18 protein-coding genes and 1 other annotated feature are annotated in these 17,527 nt (G+C 29.0%); of the genes, 13 read left to right on the forward strand and 5 right to left on the reverse strand.

Annotated features, from left to right (window positions below):
- Positions 1–39: 39 nt before the first annotated feature.
- Positions 40–531, reverse strand: coding sequence for an FUSC family protein (locus NSA50_RS08110; protein ID WP_195263857.1), 492 nt, complete (start codon positions 529–531; stop codon positions 40–42).
- 37 nt (positions 532–568) lie between these two features.
- On the reverse strand, positions 569–1,081 hold the full coding sequence (locus NSA50_RS08115) for an FUSC family protein (RefSeq protein ID WP_257444352.1): 513 nt from the start codon (positions 1,079–1,081) through the stop codon (positions 569–571).
- Positions 1,082–1,338: 257 nt separating this feature from the next.
- Between NSA50_RS08115 and NSA50_RS08120 the strand changes: the two genes are divergently transcribed.
- From NSA50_RS08120 to NSA50_RS08180, 13 genes are all read left to right on the forward strand, one after another.
- A complete protein-coding gene (locus NSA50_RS08120; protein ID WP_257444354.1) occupies positions 1,339–1,677 on the forward strand; it encodes an SdpI family protein in 339 nt (112 codons plus the stop codon).
- A 57-nt stretch (positions 1,678–1,734) separates the two neighbouring features.
- Positions 1,735–1,973, forward strand: a binding site (T-box leader).
- Positions 1,974–2,045: 72 nt separating this feature from the next.
- A complete protein-coding gene (gene metG / locus NSA50_RS08125) occupies positions 2,046–3,989 on the forward strand; it encodes a methionine--tRNA ligase (RefSeq protein WP_195429624.1) in 1,944 nt (647 codons plus the stop codon).
- Between the two features lie 170 nt (positions 3,990–4,159).
- Positions 4,160–5,788 (forward strand): methionine--tRNA ligase, encoded by a 1,629-nt coding sequence (gene metG / locus NSA50_RS08130; RefSeq protein ID WP_257444357.1) that lies wholly within the window; start codon positions 4,160–4,162, stop codon positions 5,786–5,788.
- 337 nt (positions 5,789–6,125) lie between these two features.
- The gene (locus tag NSA50_RS08135) at positions 6,126–7,739 is read left to right on the forward strand and encodes a Na/Pi cotransporter family protein (RefSeq protein WP_257444359.1); all 1,614 of its coding nucleotides are present in this window, start codon (positions 6,126–6,128) and stop codon (positions 7,737–7,739) included.
- A gap of 167 nt (positions 7,740–7,906) precedes the next feature.
- The gene (locus tag NSA50_RS08140; protein ID WP_195263851.1) at positions 7,907–8,692 is read left to right on the forward strand and encodes a TatD family hydrolase; all 786 of its coding nucleotides are present in this window, start codon (positions 7,907–7,909) and stop codon (positions 8,690–8,692) included.
- A gap of 255 nt (positions 8,693–8,947) precedes the next feature.
- Positions 8,948–10,000: a G5 and 3D domain-containing protein gene (locus tag NSA50_RS08145; protein ID WP_257444362.1), complete on the forward strand. Its 1,053-nt coding sequence runs from the start codon at positions 8,948–8,950 to the stop codon at positions 9,998–10,000.
- 135 nt (positions 10,001–10,135) lie between these two features.
- Positions 10,136–10,690, forward strand: a complete 555-nt coding sequence (gene rnmV, locus NSA50_RS08150) for a ribonuclease M5 (protein WP_195429621.1) — start codon at positions 10,136–10,138, stop codon at positions 10,688–10,690.
- Entirely contained in the window at positions 10,690–11,532 is an 843-nt protein-coding gene (rsmA, locus tag NSA50_RS08155; protein ID WP_195263848.1) for a 16S rRNA (adenine(1518)-N(6)/adenine(1519)-N(6))-dimethyltransferase RsmA, read from the forward strand. The genes rnmV and rsmA overlap by 1 nt, the downstream gene beginning before the upstream one ends.
- 167 nt (positions 11,533–11,699) lie before the next feature.
- Entirely contained in the window at positions 11,700–13,151 is a 1,452-nt protein-coding gene (locus NSA50_RS08160) for a DUF7922 domain-containing protein (protein ID WP_257444365.1), read from the forward strand.
- Between the two features lie 108 nt (positions 13,152–13,259).
- Positions 13,260–13,700, forward strand: a complete 441-nt coding sequence (locus tag NSA50_RS08165; protein ID WP_243242076.1) for a hypothetical protein — start codon at positions 13,260–13,262, stop codon at positions 13,698–13,700.
- 138 nt (positions 13,701–13,838) lie between these two features.
- On the forward strand, positions 13,839–14,678 hold the full coding sequence (locus tag NSA50_RS08170; protein WP_195263845.1) for a hypothetical protein: 840 nt from the start codon (positions 13,839–13,841) through the stop codon (positions 14,676–14,678).
- Between the two features lie 12 nt (positions 14,679–14,690).
- Complete coding sequence (locus tag NSA50_RS08175) at positions 14,691–15,533, forward strand: Mrp/NBP35 family ATP-binding protein (protein ID WP_195263844.1); 843 nt, start codon at positions 14,691–14,693, stop codon at positions 15,531–15,533.
- 71 nt (positions 15,534–15,604) lie between these two features.
- Entirely contained in the window at positions 15,605–15,793 is a 189-nt protein-coding gene (locus NSA50_RS08180; protein WP_008681536.1) for a ferredoxin, read from the forward strand.
- Positions 15,794–15,828: 35 nt separating this feature from the next.
- Here the strand turns inward: NSA50_RS08180 and NSA50_RS08185 are convergent, their stop codons facing one another.
- The 3 genes from NSA50_RS08185 to NSA50_RS08195 all read right to left on the reverse strand — a co-directional run bounded on the left by NSA50_RS08185 (position 15,829) and on the right by NSA50_RS08195 (position 17,406).
- The gene (locus tag NSA50_RS08185) at positions 15,829–16,029 is read right to left on the reverse strand and encodes a hypothetical protein (RefSeq protein ID WP_195263843.1); all 201 of its coding nucleotides are present in this window, start codon (positions 16,027–16,029) and stop codon (positions 15,829–15,831) included.
- A gap of 68 nt (positions 16,030–16,097) precedes the next feature.
- Entirely contained in the window at positions 16,098–16,559 is a 462-nt protein-coding gene (locus NSA50_RS08190; protein WP_257444367.1) for a PadR family transcriptional regulator, read from the reverse strand.
- A 1-nt stretch (position 16,560) separates the two neighbouring features.
- On the reverse strand, positions 16,561–17,406 hold the full coding sequence (locus NSA50_RS08195; protein WP_195263841.1) for a DegV family protein: 846 nt from the start codon (positions 17,404–17,406) through the stop codon (positions 16,561–16,563).
- Positions 17,407–17,527: the final 121 nt, after the last annotated feature.

The raw sequence follows: 17,527 nt of genomic DNA on the forward strand, positions 1-17,527 counted from the left end.
ATTTATTTTGCTACAACCAAGTTTTCTTATCATAAGAAGTTACTCCTTAGGTGGTAAGATAAACTTATTAACAAGTAAAGCTATTAGAATACCAAAAAGAGTTTCTATTATTCTATTAACTGCATAATAGAATGGGTCTGTGAAAGCGTGAATAGTAGTTACTCCAAGAAATGCAATGCATGATACATTAATTGCTCCAGGCTTTTTTAGTAAGTTACAAGAATAGATAACTACTATGATACCGATAGATATAGATATATAAATTAATATCTTACTTAAAGTCATGAATTCAATATTAAATTTGAAGTATCTACAAATAATTAAAAATAATAATCCTATAATTGCTCCAACTATTGTTCCAAGGCCTCTGTTTATTGCCATTTTAACTGAGTTTGCAACTGTATCTTGTACACAGATAACAGCAGTTAAACAAGCGAAGAAAGGCTCATTAGGAAATAGTAATAAGCACAGAAATACTGAAACTGCAGTTTTTATGGTTCTAAGTCCAACTTTAGGAATCATGAAATTCATATTATTTTCTCCTTAATCTTTTGTAAATATATTTATTTTATTTATTATTTACATTTTCTAATTTTTCATTTGTCTTTTGTTTTTTACTTTTTGGTGGATGAATATATTTGTTAATAATTAGAGCAATTATTATTCCAAATGCTGTTTCTACAGTTCTTCTAATGGAATACATTAATGGATCATCATATCTATGAGAAATAAGTATCCCAATCAATACAATAGAAGCAATAGAACACGCAGCAGGCTTTTTTATAATATTACAAATATAAATTATTAGTGATACACCTAAAGCAGTTATTACTGTTGCAAATGATGTTAAATTTAATTTGTTAATTGTGAAAAGTAATAAAACTCCTAATATACCACCAAGTAAAGTACCTATCAATCTATTAAGGCCAATTTTAACTGAATTTTCTACTGTATCTTGCATACAGATTACAGCTGCTATTGCGGCAAAAAGAGAATTTGGCCAAAATATAAGGCAAATTAAAACTGAAAGTCCTGTTTTAATATTTCTAGAACCTAGATGAGGTAATTCAAATTTTTCCATAGTATCAACTCCAATCCCAATCCCTTATACATATTATATCATATAGATTATACAAAATTAGCATGGAAATATAACTTGGGTTGATGGGATTATGTAAAAAAGTGTAAGTGTCTTTAGAGTAACAATTATATTTATAAGTATGTAGTTACTAAATATAAATAAATAGTAACCACATACTTATAAATATATATTGCAGATGCAGTTATTGATATTATAAAATATAAATATTACAAATATGTTTAATAAGGATTGATTATATGAGTTTTTGGCTTTATTTATTAATAGTAGAAATAATTCCATTAGGGATGTTTATTTTAGGGGGACTATTTGAAGCGAGTTCTACTAAATATCCAGATACGAAAATTGGATATAAAAATAAGTATTCATTAAAGGATAAATATTCATGGGAGTATTCAAATAAATTAGCAGCTAAAATATATGGAGCTGTAGGTACAGGGGTATTTATTTTTAATGCAATATTATTATTTATAATTGGTGAAAACACCTTTACATTTATATTGCTATTTAGTTTATTTATGGTCTTATTATCAAGGACAATGATAGATAATCTAATAAAAAAGAAATTTGATAAATAATGATGTATTAAAAAGAATTGACAGTATTTTTAATATAGAATATCATAATAATAAATAAAAAATGCGATGAAAAGAAGAGTAGTAAAGAAAGAATGTCTTAAAGAGAGCTAGGTAAGGTGAAAGCTAGCGACAAGAATCTTTATGAAGATGGACTTGGAGCATATTTCTTGAGCTATAAATGTTAGAGAAATACGGGAGCAACCGTTATATTGCAGGGTGATTAAATTCACCTATTGAGATATTTATTGTGAAATAAGTATGAATTAGAGTGGTAACACGTATAATACGTCTCTATATAGGTCTTAATATACCTATATAGAGATTTTTTTATTATAAAGAAGATAACAATGTTAGGGAGGAAAAATGGTATGTGTAAGAAGACATATTATATAACTACACCAATTTATTATCCATCAACTAAACTTCATATTGGAAACACTTATACAACTGTAGCAGCAGATGCTCTTGCAAGATATAAGAGATTAACAGGATATGATGTAATGTTTTTGACTGGAACAGATGAACATGGTCAAAAGATACAAAGAATAGCAGAAGAAAAGGGAATAACACCAAAGGAACACGTAGATGAAATAGTATCAGGAATAAAAGACTTATGGAAGATGATGAATATTAGCTATGATAAATTTATCAGAACAACTGATGATTATCATATAAAAGCTGTTCAAGATATATTTAAAAAATTATATGACAAAGGAGATATTTATAAATCATCATATGAAGGTTTATACTGTACTCCGTGTGAATCTTTCTGGACAGAAACTCAATTAGTTAATGGTAATTGTCCAGATTGTGGTAGACCAGTAGAAAAATCAAAGGAAGAAGCTTACTTCTTTAAGATGAGTAATTATGCTGATAAGTTAATGGAGTATATTGAAGCACATCCAGATTTTATACAACCAGAATCAAGAAAAAATGAAATGGTTAATAATTTCTTAAAGCCAGGCTTACAAGATCTTTGCGTATCAAGAACTAGTTTTAACTGGGGAGTTCCTGTAACTTTTGATGAAAACCATGTTGTTTATGTCTGGATAGATGCACTTTCAAACTATATAACAGCATTAGGATATGGTAGTGATAATACAGATTTATATGATAAGTATTGGCCAGCAGACGTACATTTAATAGGTAAGGATATTTTAAGATTCCATACTATCTATTGGCCAATTATGTTAATGGCATTAGATTTACCGTTACCAAAGCAAGTATTCGGACATGGATGGTTACTTGTTGATGGCGGAAAGATGTCTAAATCTAAAGGTAACGTGGTTGACCCAGTAACTTTAGTTGAAAACTTTGGTGTTGATGCAGTTAGATATTATCTATTAAGAGAAATACCATTTGGCTCAGATGGATTATTTAATAATGAGATATTTATAAAGAAGATAAATTCAGATTTATGTAATGATTTAGGAAATCTTTTATCAAGAACTGTAGCTATGATTGAAAAATATTTTGATGGAGTAATTCCAAATAATAATGTAAAAGAAGCTATAGATGATGAATTAATAAGCTTAGCATTAGAAACTCCAAAGAAAGTTAATAAGGCTATAGATGATTTAAGAATCCCAGAAGCATTAGAGCATATATTTGAATTAATAGGTAGAGCTAATAAATATATAGATGAAACAACTCCTTGGATATTAGCTAAGGATGAAGAAAAGAAAGAAAGACTTGGAACAGTTTTATATAACTTAGTAGAAAGTTTAAGATTCTCATCAGTTTTACTATCTGCATTCTTACCAGATACAAGTAAGAAAATTAATGAGCAAATAAATGCGAGCAATACTACATTTGAATCATTAGATAATTTTAATGGAACAATAGTTGGAACTAAGGTTCAAAAAGGTGAAGCTTTATTCCCAAGAATAGATGTAGATAAAAAATTAGCAGAGTTAGATGCATTAAGAGAAGCACAATTAGCAGCTAATAAAAAAGAAGAAAAAAGAGAAATAACTCCAATTAAAGAAGAAATAACTATAGAGGACTTCGAGAAAATAGATTTAAGAGTAGTAAAAGTATTAGAATGTGAGCCTATAAAGAAAGCTAAAAAGTTATTAAAACTAAAGGTAGATTTAAATGGAGAAGAAAGACAGGTAGTTTCAGGAATTGCACAATACTACAAACCAGAAGAACTAGTTGGTAAATATGTAGTATTAGTAGCAAACCTAAAACCTGTGACATTAAGAGGAGAATTATCACAAGGTATGATATTAGCAGCATCAACAGATGATGATAGCTTACTAAAATTAGTAAATCCAGGAGAACTACCAACAGGAAGCGTAGTTAGATAATTAAAGAATGAATAATGGATAATTGACAATGGACAATTTTGGATGAAATTTCTCCAAAAGGAGAAATTTCTAATAATATATTTATTACAAAAACTCAGCTATTAGCTGAGTTTTCTCCATAATTATCAATTGTGCATTATAAATTGTCAATTAAATATAAGGGGGTTTTTATGAATATAATTGTTGGAAACGCATGGCCTTATGCAAATGGTCCATTACATTTAGGAAGAATTGCAGTATTACTTCCAGGTGATATAATTGCCAGATATCATAGACTTATGGGAGATGAAGTTGTATTTTTATCAGGAACAGATTGTCATGGTACTCCAGTAACTATGAAAGCAAAGGAAGAGGGGATAACACCATTAGAAGCAACTATTAAATATCATGATAAGTTTAAGAGATGTTTTGATAGTTTAGGATTCTCTTTCGATGTGTTTGAGAAGACTCATTCTGATTATCACGAAGAAAAGGTTAAGGCATTTATCCTTGAATTATATAATAAGGAGTATATATATGAAAAGGAAATCGAGCAAACGTATTGTGAAAATTGCAATGAATTTTTATCAGACAGGTATATAGAAGGAAAGTGTCCACATTGTGGAGAGATTGCCTCAGGAGATCAATGTGAAAACTGCTTGGAGGTAATAGATTCAGAAGAACTTTTAGATAGAAGATGTAAGCTTTGCGGAAATGAAACAATATTAAAAGAAACAAAACATTTATTTTTCTCACTTTCAAGTTTTGAGAATGACGTTAGAAGACTTTTAATTAGGCAAAAGGGTTGGAGAGAAAATGCTCAAAAAATAGTAAAGAGATATTTAGATGAAGGATTAAGAGATAGAGCGGTTACAAGAGATTTTAATTGGGGAGTAGATGTTCCTTTAGAAGGATATGATGATAAAAAAATATTCGTTTGGATTGAAGCTGTAATGGGGTATTTAACAGCTAGTATGAAGTGCTTAGAAGAAAGAAATAAAGATTGGAGAGAATATTGGCAGGGAGAGGACTCAAGGGTTTACTTTGTTCATGGTAAAGATAATATTCCTTTCCATACTGTAATATTTCCAGCTATATTAGCGGGAATTGGAATAAAAAATCCTAATTTGAGAGTTATATCAAGCGAATATATGAAATTAGAAGGAAAAAATTTTTCGTCAGTTAAAAATTGGGCTATATGGGGTGACTATATAGTTGATAATTATGATGTTGATGAATTTAGATATTACTTAGCATTGAATTCTCCAGAAGTAAAGGATACTGATTTTACTTGGAGAGATTTTATAAATGTAGTAAATAGAGATTTGGTTAGTTCATTAAGTAATTTTGTTAATAAAACAATTGATTATATAAATGAAAATTATGATTCGAAGATACCTGATGGAAATATATCAAATGATTTCAAAAATGAAATACTAAATTTATATTTTGATGTAGGAGATAATATAGAAGAAGGAAAGTTTAAAAATGCAATTTTAGATATTATGTCTTATGTGAAAAAAATGAATAAATATATTGAAAATGAATTATTAAAGACAAGATCAGAAAAGAGTAACAAAGAAATTAAAAATAAGGTTTATGAGTGCATACAGTCAGTTGTAAATTTATCCAACTTATTAGAACCTTTTATACCTTATACTTGCAACAAGATAAGAGAATCTTTAAGTTTAGAAGAGCCTATATGGAGCTATGTAGAAAAGCAGAGTGGAGAAATTTTAAATTTAGAAATATTATTTAAAAAACTTGACAAAAAAAGGGCTTCTGAAGAAGTTAAAAGACTAAAAGAAGAGAAGTTTTAATATTAATTATAGAAAAACCCTAGATTAAATCACTTTGGGGAATAATTTAATCTAGGGACCATTAGATGGTTTTAGGGGTAAATAATAATGCTTTAACTACTTTACAGTTATTATAATACATTAATAATATGACAATAGTGTGACAAAAAAATAAATAAACTGTGAATACAATATAAATATTCTTCTTAAAATAACTAGATAAATTTCAAAATAAGGATAACTTTACATGCTATTTAATATTTACAATTTTAGCTATTAGTTGTATAGTAATTTTGTTAACAAAATATTAATTTTATGTTAACGGTTGAAATTATTTAAATTATAAGGAGAATAATTGATGGACAAGTTCGCTATTTTAACAGGTTTAATAGGTGGATTAGGCTTATTTTTATATGGCATGAAGCTTATGGGAGATGGTCTAGAAAATGCTGCAGGTGAGGGCCTTAAATCAATACTAGAAAAGTTAACGAGCAATAAGTACATAGGAGTTTTAGTAGGGGCACTAGTTACTGCGATAATACAAAGTTCCAGTGCAACGACAGTTATGGTTGTAAGCTTTGTAAATGCTGGATTAATGAACTTATTTCAAGCGGCAGGAGTAATAATGGGAGCTAATATAGGAACAACTATTACAGCTCAAATGGTATCTTTTGATTTAGATGCAATTGCACCATTATTCATAGGCGCAGGTGCTATAATAATGCTAATAGCAAAGAAGAAAAGAGTTAGAGATATAGCAAGTATAGCTTTAGGATTTGGGATTTTATTCATGGGTATGGGCGTAATGGCTGATGCTATGAAACCAATTGCTGAAGCAAGTTGGTTTAAAGATTTTGTAGTTGTAGTTGCAGACAATAGTATTTTAGGTCTAATGGCAGGGCTTGGTATGACAGCTGTTGTGCAAAGTTCATCAGCAACAACTGGTATTCTAGTTGCTTTAGCGACAACTGGTGCAATAGATATGCACTTGGTATTTCCTGTAATATTAGGTTGTAATATAGGAACTTGTGTAACAGCAATATTAGCATCATTAGGAGCAAATAGAACTGCAAAAAAAGCTGCATTAATACACTTACTATTTAACTCATTAGGAGCATTAATTTTCCTACCATTTATAAATCCATTTATAAGATTGGTAGAATCAACTGATCCAACAAATGTAGCAAGACAAGTTGCTAATGCGCATACTATATTTAATATTACTGTTACTGTGTTATTATTACCGTTATCAGCATATTTAGTTAAAATAGTTAACATGATTCTTCCAGGTGATTCTGAAATAGAAAAAGAAGGAGCTATTTATTTAGACAAAAATTTATTAGAAACTCCTATCGTAGCGAATGGACAAGTATTTAAAGAAACAATAAGAATGGCAAATAAAGCAAAAGAGAATTTAGAGTTAGCTATGAAAGCACTCACAGAAAATAGTACAGAATCAGCCGAGAAGGTATATAAAAATGAAAAAATAATAAATGCATTAGAAAAGGATATAACTGATTACTTAGTTGAGCTTTCACAACTGGATTTACCAGAAGAAGACATAAAATTATTTAGTTCAACATATCACGTAATTAATGATATAGAAAGAATTGGCGATCATGCAGAAAATATAGCAGATTTAGCCTTAGAAAAAATGAACAAGAACATTCATCTTGGAGATAATGCTAAAGAGGAATTATCTTTAATATTTGATAGAACTATTAAGGCTATTGAGATTGCTATTGGAAGTTATAATAGTAAAAATTCAACAGCTCCAAAGGAAATAGAGCAAATAGAAAATGAAATAGATAAATTAGAGAAAAAGTTTAGAGAGAATAATATAAAGAGATTAAATGAAAAATCATGTTCTGCAGCATCTAGCGTTATATTCTTAGATTTAATAAGTAATCTAGAGAGAATTGGAGATCATGCCAATAACATTGGAAATGCAGGGAAAAAGCATAATTTATAATAGTATATAAACAATATAAGAGAGTCTGCTTAATTTTTTAGCAGACTCTTTCTATTTTTAGTTATAAAGTCTAATATATATTAGATAAAGATAAAATGTGTATTATATCGCTTTTTGTAATATAATAATATTTATAATAATTTCAGAAGGGAATTGGAGGAATAGATATGGAAAATAAATATGTAATATTTGATACACATGCTCATTATGATGATGAAGCTTTTGATGAAGATAGAGAAAGTGTATTTAAGCAAATTAAGGAAAATGGAGTTATAGGGATATTAAATTGTGCATCTAGTTATGAAAGTATATCAAAAACAAATAAATTGACTTTAGAAAATGATTTTATCTATGGAGCTTTGGGAATACATCCAGAAAATGCAAATGAATTCAATGATGATGTAGAAGAAGAGATTTTAGATTTAATTGAAAAGAATAGAAAGATAATTGCTGTTGGGGAAATTGGATTAGATTATTACTGGGATGAGAATCCATCAAAAGATATACAAAAGAAAGTTTTTAGGCAACAAATGAAGCTTGCAGAAAAGTTAAACCTTCCTGTTGTAATACATGATAGAGAAGCGCACGGAGATACATTGGAAATTATGAAGGAATTTCCTAAAGTAAATGGAATAGTGCACTGTTTTTCAGGTAGTACTGAATTTGCTATGGAATGTATAAAACTTGGATACTATATTGGAATAACAGGCGTAGTTACTTTTAAGAATGCAAAAAAAATAGTTGAGGTAGTTAAGCATGTCCCATTAGAAAAATTATTGGTCGAAACAGATTGTCCATATATGGCTCCAGTACCAAATAGAGGAAAAAGGAATAAATCGGACTATATTGCTTATATAATAGAACAAATAGCTATAATAAAAGAATTAGAGCCTAAAGAAGTTAATTTGGCCGTAAATGATAATTTTAAGAGGTTGATTGGAAATAGTTTATAAAGTAAAATAAAAAAGTAATAATTTCAAAAATTTAACAATTTTGATGTTTTGTTATTACATAATGTTGAAATTGTAGAAAACTTAAGTCTACTTTTTATGAAAGGCTGCAAAGTTGCTATAATTTATAATTTATATTTTGAGTATGCATATGATGCATTTATCCGCAGTTTTATTAATGCAGGAGGTCTTAATTTGACAAAAGCGCTTAATTCAATTATAATGCAAAAGACGCTCTTGCCAAAGGAGGTAAAGTAGATGGTAGAAAAATGTAAGGAATACATGAAAAACAACTTTTCTAACGGTCCAAAGGCAAAAATACTGATAGGTGTAGTACTAGCTGCTATTGTTTTATCAGTGACGTTCATAAACATGAGAAAGACAGTAACAATGAAAATAGACGGTAAAGAAGAAACGTTTGTCACATATAAGGGGACTGTTAAAGATTTGTTGGATACGAAAGGGGTAGAAGTTAACCCTAAAGATAAGGTTCAACCAGCTTTAAATGGTAAGGTATCTGAAGGAGATACAATATCTATTAAGAGAGCTGTTTCAGTAGAACTGACTGTAGGAGATAAACAAGTAAAAATTGATACTGCAGAAGATACTATTGAAGAAATGCTAGAAGTAGAAAAAGAAGAACTTAAGAATCAAGGAATTGAATTTAATGAAAATTTGGACGAGATAGCTCCTGCATTAAGTACGAAAATTACATCGGATTTAAAAATTAACCTTGTTAAGGTTGAAGTTAAAAAAGAGTTAGCCAAAGAGGCTATTGATTTTGATGTAGTAGTTGAGTCAGACGAAAACCTTGATAGTGGACTAGAAGAAGTGAGACAAGATGGAGCTTCAGGAGAAAAGGAAGTCACTTATGAAATAGTTTATAAAAATGGTGCTGAATTTTCTAGATCTGTAAAAAGTTCCAAGGTATTAGCAGAGCCAGTTAATAAAGTAATTGCACAAGGAACAAGAAAAGCTTTTGCAAGTAGAGATGGTCAGCTATTAAATTATAAGAGCGTAATATATTGTGAGTCTACTGCATATAGTGGAGGTGGGATTACAGCAACAGGAAGTGTACCTGTTAGAGATCCAAATGGCATAAGTACTATAGCGGTTGACCCAAGGGTTATTCCTCTAGGAAGTTTAGTTTATGTAGAGGGATATGGAAAGGCTGTAGCGGCAGATACTGGTGGTGCTATTAAAGGAAATATCATAGATGTATATGTAAATTCTGAAGCAGAAGCATATACCGACTGGGGAAGGAAGTATAACGTTCCTGTTTATATTTTAGCTTATCCAGGAGAATGGTAAAATAAGAGGGTGCTCTAAAGTTAGAGCACCCTTTTATTTTCTAATTAATTTGACATAATAAGAATATAAGGATAAATTATTATTTAGATGTAATAAATAAAGTATATCTTTATTTACGGAAAGGAAGTAAATATTTTGATAAAAGAGGTTATTGTTGTTGAAGGTAGAGATGATATAACTGCTGTTAAACAAGCTGTTGATGCTGAAGTTATAGCCGTTGGTGGATTTGGAATAAATGCTAGAGTAATAGAAAGAATAAAAGAGGCTCAAAAAAGAAAAGGTGTAATAGTTTTAACAGATCCTGATTTTGCAGGAGAAAAGATTAGAAGCATAATAGCAAAAAGAGTAAAAGGAATAAAGCATGCATATATAGCTCAAGAAGATGGAATAAAAGGTGACGATATAGGTGTAGAAAATGCAACTCCTGAGGTTATCATAGAGGCATTAAATAGAGCAAAAATATCAGAAGAAGTAGTTAACGAAATATATACTTCAGAAGATATGTTTCATTTTAAACTTACGGGCGATGTTGACTCAAAAAGAAGAAGAATAATCTTAGGAAAAGAGTTAGGAATAGGGTATGGTAATGCAAACCAAATGCTAAGTAGATTAAATAAATATTCTATAACAAAAGAAGAATTTATTGCAGCAATAGAGAAAATAGAAGAAAATTTAGGGGTGAAAAAGTAATGGAGATACAAGATGTAAAAACGGCTGAGTTAGTTAAAAAATATAATTTTAAGTTTTCTAAGAGTTTAGGTCAAAACTTTTTAATAGATGATTCAGTTCCAAGAGATATAGTAGCTGGAGCTGAAGTAGATGAAAATGATTTAGTAATAGAGATAGGACCAGGAGTTGGTACGCTAACAGCTCAATTATTAAATAAGGCTAAAAAAGTAGTAGCCATAGAATTGGATAATGATCTTATACCTATTTTAAATCAAGAAATAGGAGATAATCCTAAATTTACATTAATACATAATGATGCTTTAAAGGTTAACTTTAATGATATAATCGGAGAAGAAAAAAGTGTAAAACTTGTTGCTAATTTACCTTATTATGTTACCACACCTATAATTGTTAAGTTATTAAAGGAAGGTTATAAATTTAAATCATTAACTATAATGATACAAAAGGAAGTTGCAGAAAGAATGAATGCAGATCCTGGGAATAAAGATTATGGATCTCTTTCATTATTAGTTCAATATTACTGTAATACTAAAATAGTTAGAAGAGTACCGCCTCAATGCTTCATACCAAGGCCAAAAGTTGATTCTATAGTTATAAGATTAGATAAATTAAGTGAACCGAAAGTTAAGGTTCAAAATGAAAAATTATTTTTTGATATAATTAGGAATTCTTTTAATATGAGAAGAAAAACTCTTTGGAATGGTGTGAAAAATATTGGATTAAGTAAAGAAAATTTAGAGTTAGCATTTAATGAAGCTGGAATTGATCCAAAAAGAAGAGGGGAAACTTTAACTATAGAAGAGTTTGCAACTTTGTCAGATAGAATATATGAAAAAATGTAGTATTTTTAATTCTTAACTTGAATTTATAAAATTATTTTATAGCTTAAATAAGGCTCGTGAGAAATTTGGTGTAATATCAAATAATCTCACGAGTTTTATTTTTAACATATTTAGATATGCAATGCATATAATGTATTGAATTAATGTAAAGTGGAGGTTCTAGAGGTTTGTCACAATTAAATAAGTTGTATAGAAATTTTATTATTTTACAAGAAGATGAAAGAGGTTACTCTAATTCTAATGACAAAACCTTATCAGGATATTCAAAGATAGAGGCAAGGGGAGATACATGCAAAATTTCTTTTTATGCTCAAAATCTAAGGAATGATGATGATTATTGCATTATGGCTATATGCAATAAGAAAGATACTAAGAAAATAGTAGACTTAGGCAAGATCACTATTTCAGATGGTGGCAAAGCAGAAATAACAAAGGAATATTCTGTTGATGATATAGCAGGATTAGGATTATCTTATGATAAGATATCAGGAGCGGCAATAGCTAAGGTGAAGGATGGAATTCCAATTATAATAATGTGTGGATTTATAAATGGAGAACAACCAAGTGAAAGTTGGAAGAATTACAAGATAGTAAAATCTGCTCATGAAAAAATAAAGGATAAGATTGAATACATTAAGAAAGATGAAAAGAAGAAAAAGGAAGAAAATAAACATCACGAAAATAAACATCATGAAGAGAAGAAAGAAGAAAAGATCTGTGATGAACATAGAGAAGAAGATATTAGAAGTGAAAGACCTATTATAGAGGAAATTGATAATATTGATCCTATAAATGTAGAAGATGAAGAATATTTAGAAGAAGCGAAAGAAGAAAAGGAAATTGCAGAAGAACCTACTGATTTAGAAGGGATTATTAGCGAAGATAATCCGTTTATTAATCAAAAGATTGCAGAAAATCCATTTGATAATAAAACTGGGGATCTTAACTATTATGGAATGAATTCATTAAATAGAGATAGTGATAAGAGTAATATTGATGAAGAAGAAACTATCAATGAAGATAATCCATTTGTTGATAAAGATATTGCAGAAAATCCATTTGAAAATAAAGCTGAAGGCATTAATTATTATGGAATGGATTCATCAAATAGGGGCAATAATAGAAATAAATTTGATGAATACGAAGAAAAGATAGAAGAAAAAGTAGAGGAAATGGTGGAAGAGGATCCAAAGGTATTTACAATAAGGGGAAGTGTCGGAGAATACTTCGAGGGAATTGCTAATGGATTTGAACACTGCAGAGGAGAATATCAAGAAATAAAATACTGTAAGTGGTATAAAATTCCGGTTCATGATTTGCATGAAATGTGCAATATGTCAAATTATAATAGATATACAGTAGCATATTATCCAATGCTTAATTATTATCCATATATAAGAAAGTATGGACATTTTATGCTTGGATATAAGTGTGATAAGGATGGAAATCTAAGATATATAGTTTATGGTATTCCAGGAAAGAAAAATAGGGATGAGCAACCTTATGAAGGAAAAACTGGATTTGTAACTTGGATTAGTAATGAAACTAGGGATGGAATGGGATGTTGGTTAATGTTCTACGATTTCAGAAATTCAACTGTTGTAGTACCTATGCAATAGAGTACTATAATAAGGTGTACTTATAAATCCTAATGAGTATATTAAATGAATAAGAAAAAAATCTATGTAATAACCCTAATGGTATTCCTGATGTTTCTTATAGTCTGTATGAAAAATCTATTTATAAATGATATAAGGAAAGTTGCAATTTCAAATAATAATATAGAAAAATTTGATGTTTATTTGTTGAGAGAGGGAAAATATAAAGTTTCACTACCAGTAGGGTGGGAAATAGATGATAATTCTAATAGTTATATAAATATTAATTTCAATGATGGGAATGATATTTATGGAAATATATCTATAACAAATGGTGATATTGAAACTATTTGTAATGATATAGCTATAAATAAAGATGATATAAAAATAGTAGAAGATGATAGTACTTGGCATATTATAAATAAGGAAAAAGACAATACTATAAATAAATATTATCTTAGAGATTACTCAGAGGGAAAAGTTCTTATGATTAAATATTCCTATATAAAAGGGAACGAAAAAAATAGCATAAATGTTGTCTTTGATAGTATATCAAAGAGTTTTCAATAATCATTTAATAAGATTTGCTATTAAAGAATTAAAGTATTATAATTTATTTATAATTAGGAGAAGCTAATGCTTCTCCTAATTAACTATAAGTTATTGTAGGGATACTATTGACTTTTTAATAGAGGGGGAAGGATATAATTGAAAAAGCCAATAAAGAATATAATCACTATATTAGTAATAATACTGTCGTTTAACTTAACATCTTGCGGGATGATAGATAATATAAAAAATAAATTTAGAAGTGACAATGGTTATTTTGATTACTTAGGAAGTGGAAAAGTAGACGTTATAAGTATTCAAAGTGTTAGGGATAAGTCATTCAAATTTCTTGTAACAGATGATAAAGCTATATTAAACATGTATAACCTTTTATCAAAAGCAAAGGTAAGTGAAAAAAAATCTGATTTACAGCCAGACTATATTTTTGAAGTGAAAATTGGTGATGAAGTTAAAACTTTTAATTATGTAGTTGGAGCTTATGATGGAAACTTTTATAACGATGATATAAGTTTTACAGTTTCTAAAAGATTAGATGAAGGGATTCTTCAAAATTTATCAATAATTAGGAAGCCTAGGGATTTTGAATACATATATTATAATCCTATATTAGATGTTATGAATTTGCAAAAAGAAGCTCTTAATAATGAGAATAATAAGATTGGAATTGATATACAAGAAGATGTAGATTGTTTAAAATATATATTTTCTTCAGATATAGAAGATTTTCTTACGAGAGCTAGAAAGATTACACCTAATGTAGAGATGGTAAATAATAATCAAAATGATTTTGATATTGTTATAAACATCAAAAATAGAGGTCATAATTCAACTAATTATAAGAGCAATATAACGGTGCAAGATAAGAAAAATAACATAGAGTATTATTATTATGTAGTTGGGGAAAATGAATTTAAGGAATGGAATATTTCGATTTATACAAAGGATAATATTCCAAAGGAAATAGAGAAAAATTGGTAGGAGGTAAGTGATATGTCAGGTTGTTCAACTTGTCCAAGTCAAAATAAATGTAGCTCAAAGGATACTGTTGGAGCACAAGGTTGTGGTAAGTTATTACCGAAGTATGGTGAAATAAAAAATGTAATTGGAATAATAAGTGGTAAAGGTGGAGTTGGTAAATCTACAGTTACTGGAATACTAGCAAGTACATTAAGAAAAAAAGGATATAAGGTAGGCGTTTTAGATGCTGATATAACAGGTCCTTCAATGCCAAGATTCTTTGGTATAAGTAATAAAAGAGCGGTTATTGAGCCTATTGATGAAAATAATTTTAAATATAATCCAGTAGAATCAAAAGGTGGAGTAAAGGTACTATCAATGAATCTACTAATACCAAAAGAAGATGATCCTGTTGTTTGGAGAGGTCCTATAGTTACAAGCGTTCTAACTCAATTATTTACTGATACGGTTTGGGGAGAACTGGATTACTTATTAATAGACATGCCGCCAGGAACATCAGATATAACTTTAACAGTAATGCAAAGCTTCCCTATTACAGAGCTTATTATTGTTTCAACACCACAAGACATGGTATCTATGATAGTTAAAAAGGTAATAACAATGGCAAATAAGATGCCTTTACCAATAAGAGGTGTTGTGGAGAATATGTCTTATATAAATTGTCCAGGTTGTGATACTAAAATGAGAGTATTTAGTAAGAAGTCAGCAGAGGAACATGCTGAATATTTAGGGGTGCCTTTAATTGGAGAACTTCCTATAAATGTAGATTTAACTGAAGCTTTAGAGCAAGGAATAGCAGAGGAATATGTAATAAATAATGATTTATATTCATTAATTTTTGAAGGTTTGTATTAGTAGGAAATACATAAAATATATATTGATGGGTAAAATATTATTGATATTAATATAGAAAGGAAGATTATAGTATGGAAGCTCATGTAGATAAAGATACTTGTATTGGATGTGGATTATGTACATCAATTTGTGAATCAATTTTTGAAATGGATGATGATGGGAAGGCTGTAGCTAAAAATCCTGATGTTCCTAGTGAATTAGAAGATGAAGCTAAGGATGCAGAAGCTAGTTGTCCAGTAAATGCAATAAGCGTATCATAATAAAAAGATGCTTGATATCAAGCATCTTTTTATTATTAAAAAAAATCTACTATTTTATCTTGAGTCATTTTAGGCTTATTACTAGTGCTACAGCTCAAGTTATTAGAATCAATATTAACTATTGCACCAACACTTAAATAATCACTTACTTGAGTAAGTGGAACTTTAACAACAGTATCATCATCTAAAGCCACAAAAGCTTCAAAATAATTATAGTCAATAATTTTACCTTTCAAAATAACACCACCTAAATATTGATAATGTTATTTTGTGCAAAATCAAAGAATATAATACAAGAAGTAAACTATTTATAAAGGTCCTTATAAATTATTTTAAATACCTTTAATGCTTCTTCTATCTTAGGTTTTAAAAGGTTCTTCCTAGATTCATATTCTTCTTTTCCCTTTTGAGTTAAGGAATAAACTTTTTGAAATTTCTTTTTAGGATCATCCCATTCACCAATTACATATTCATCTTTTTCTAGTTTTTTTAGTAAAGGATAAATACCACCAGTACTAGGAACCCAAAGTCCGTTTGTACGCTCACCTATCTTATTTGCAATGTCATTTCCATTTGAAGGACCAATGCTAAGTATATGAAGAACATATATAGGTAATAGTCCTTTAGTAAATACTTGACCAACGGATTCCTTTTCCTTTTGAATTTTTTTTAATTCTGAAAGTTTTCTTTTGTATTCTTCATGGAGTCTTTTTTCTTCCTCTTTTATATCTTCTATACTGCTTAGGTGAAGGTTGTAATTATCCATATTAATTAACCTTTTGAATTGCTAGTCCAAGTAACCCTGGTCCTCCATGTACTCCTAAAGCAGGGCTTATTTGAGAGATATCAAGACTAACTATGTTTTCTAAGCCCTTTAGAGATTCCATGAAATTTTTGGCTTCTTCTAGAGCTCCACCTTGAAGTACCCAAACTTTACAAGGTCCTAAAGCAAGTTCATCCTTTAATATATTTGTAAGCTTTAATATTGATTGTTTTCTTCCTCTAGCTTTACATACAGTATAGTAGATACCTTCTTCATCAACAGTTACAATAGGTTTTAAATTCAACATTTCTCCTATTGTACCAGATATCTTTCCTATTCTTCCGCCTCTTTTTAAGTATTCTAATGTATTTATCGTAAAGTATCCAGTAATACGTTTTCTTATTTTTGGAATTTCAGATACTATTTCTTCAAATGTTTTTCCGTCATTAATTAAATTAGCTACTTCTAATGCAACAATACCCTCAGGCATAGCTAAAATTTTTGTATCAAATACATAAGATGTTAGCTTAGGATGATCCTCTAGTGCTAATCTTATTGAGTTAAAAGTTCCTGATAGGCCGCTAGAAATAGTTACAGCAATAACATGGGTATATCCTTCATTTTCTAATGAAACTAAAATTTCTTCCATATTTTCTGCACTAGGTAAAGAGGTTTTAGGAACTTCTTTTTCTAAGTTATTGTAAATTTCGTCAGCAGATATATCTATCTTATCTCTATATTCTTTATGAGAATAAGCAATTCTAAGTGGAAGTAAATGAATATTTTTTTCTTTAAGTGTCTCAAGAGATAAATCACACGCGCTATCAACTATTAATGCTATTTTTTGCATAAAAATCCTCCTAATATCAAATCATTTAATATAATTCTATCATCTCAAAATCTTCAAAATCTATACATTTTTATTATATCATAGCAAATGTATATATCAATACTGATAATTAAAAACTATA

It is taken from the genome of Clostridium mucosae (genome assembly GCF_024622765.1).
GTDB lineage: Bacteria > Bacillota > Clostridia > Clostridiales > Clostridiaceae > Clostridium.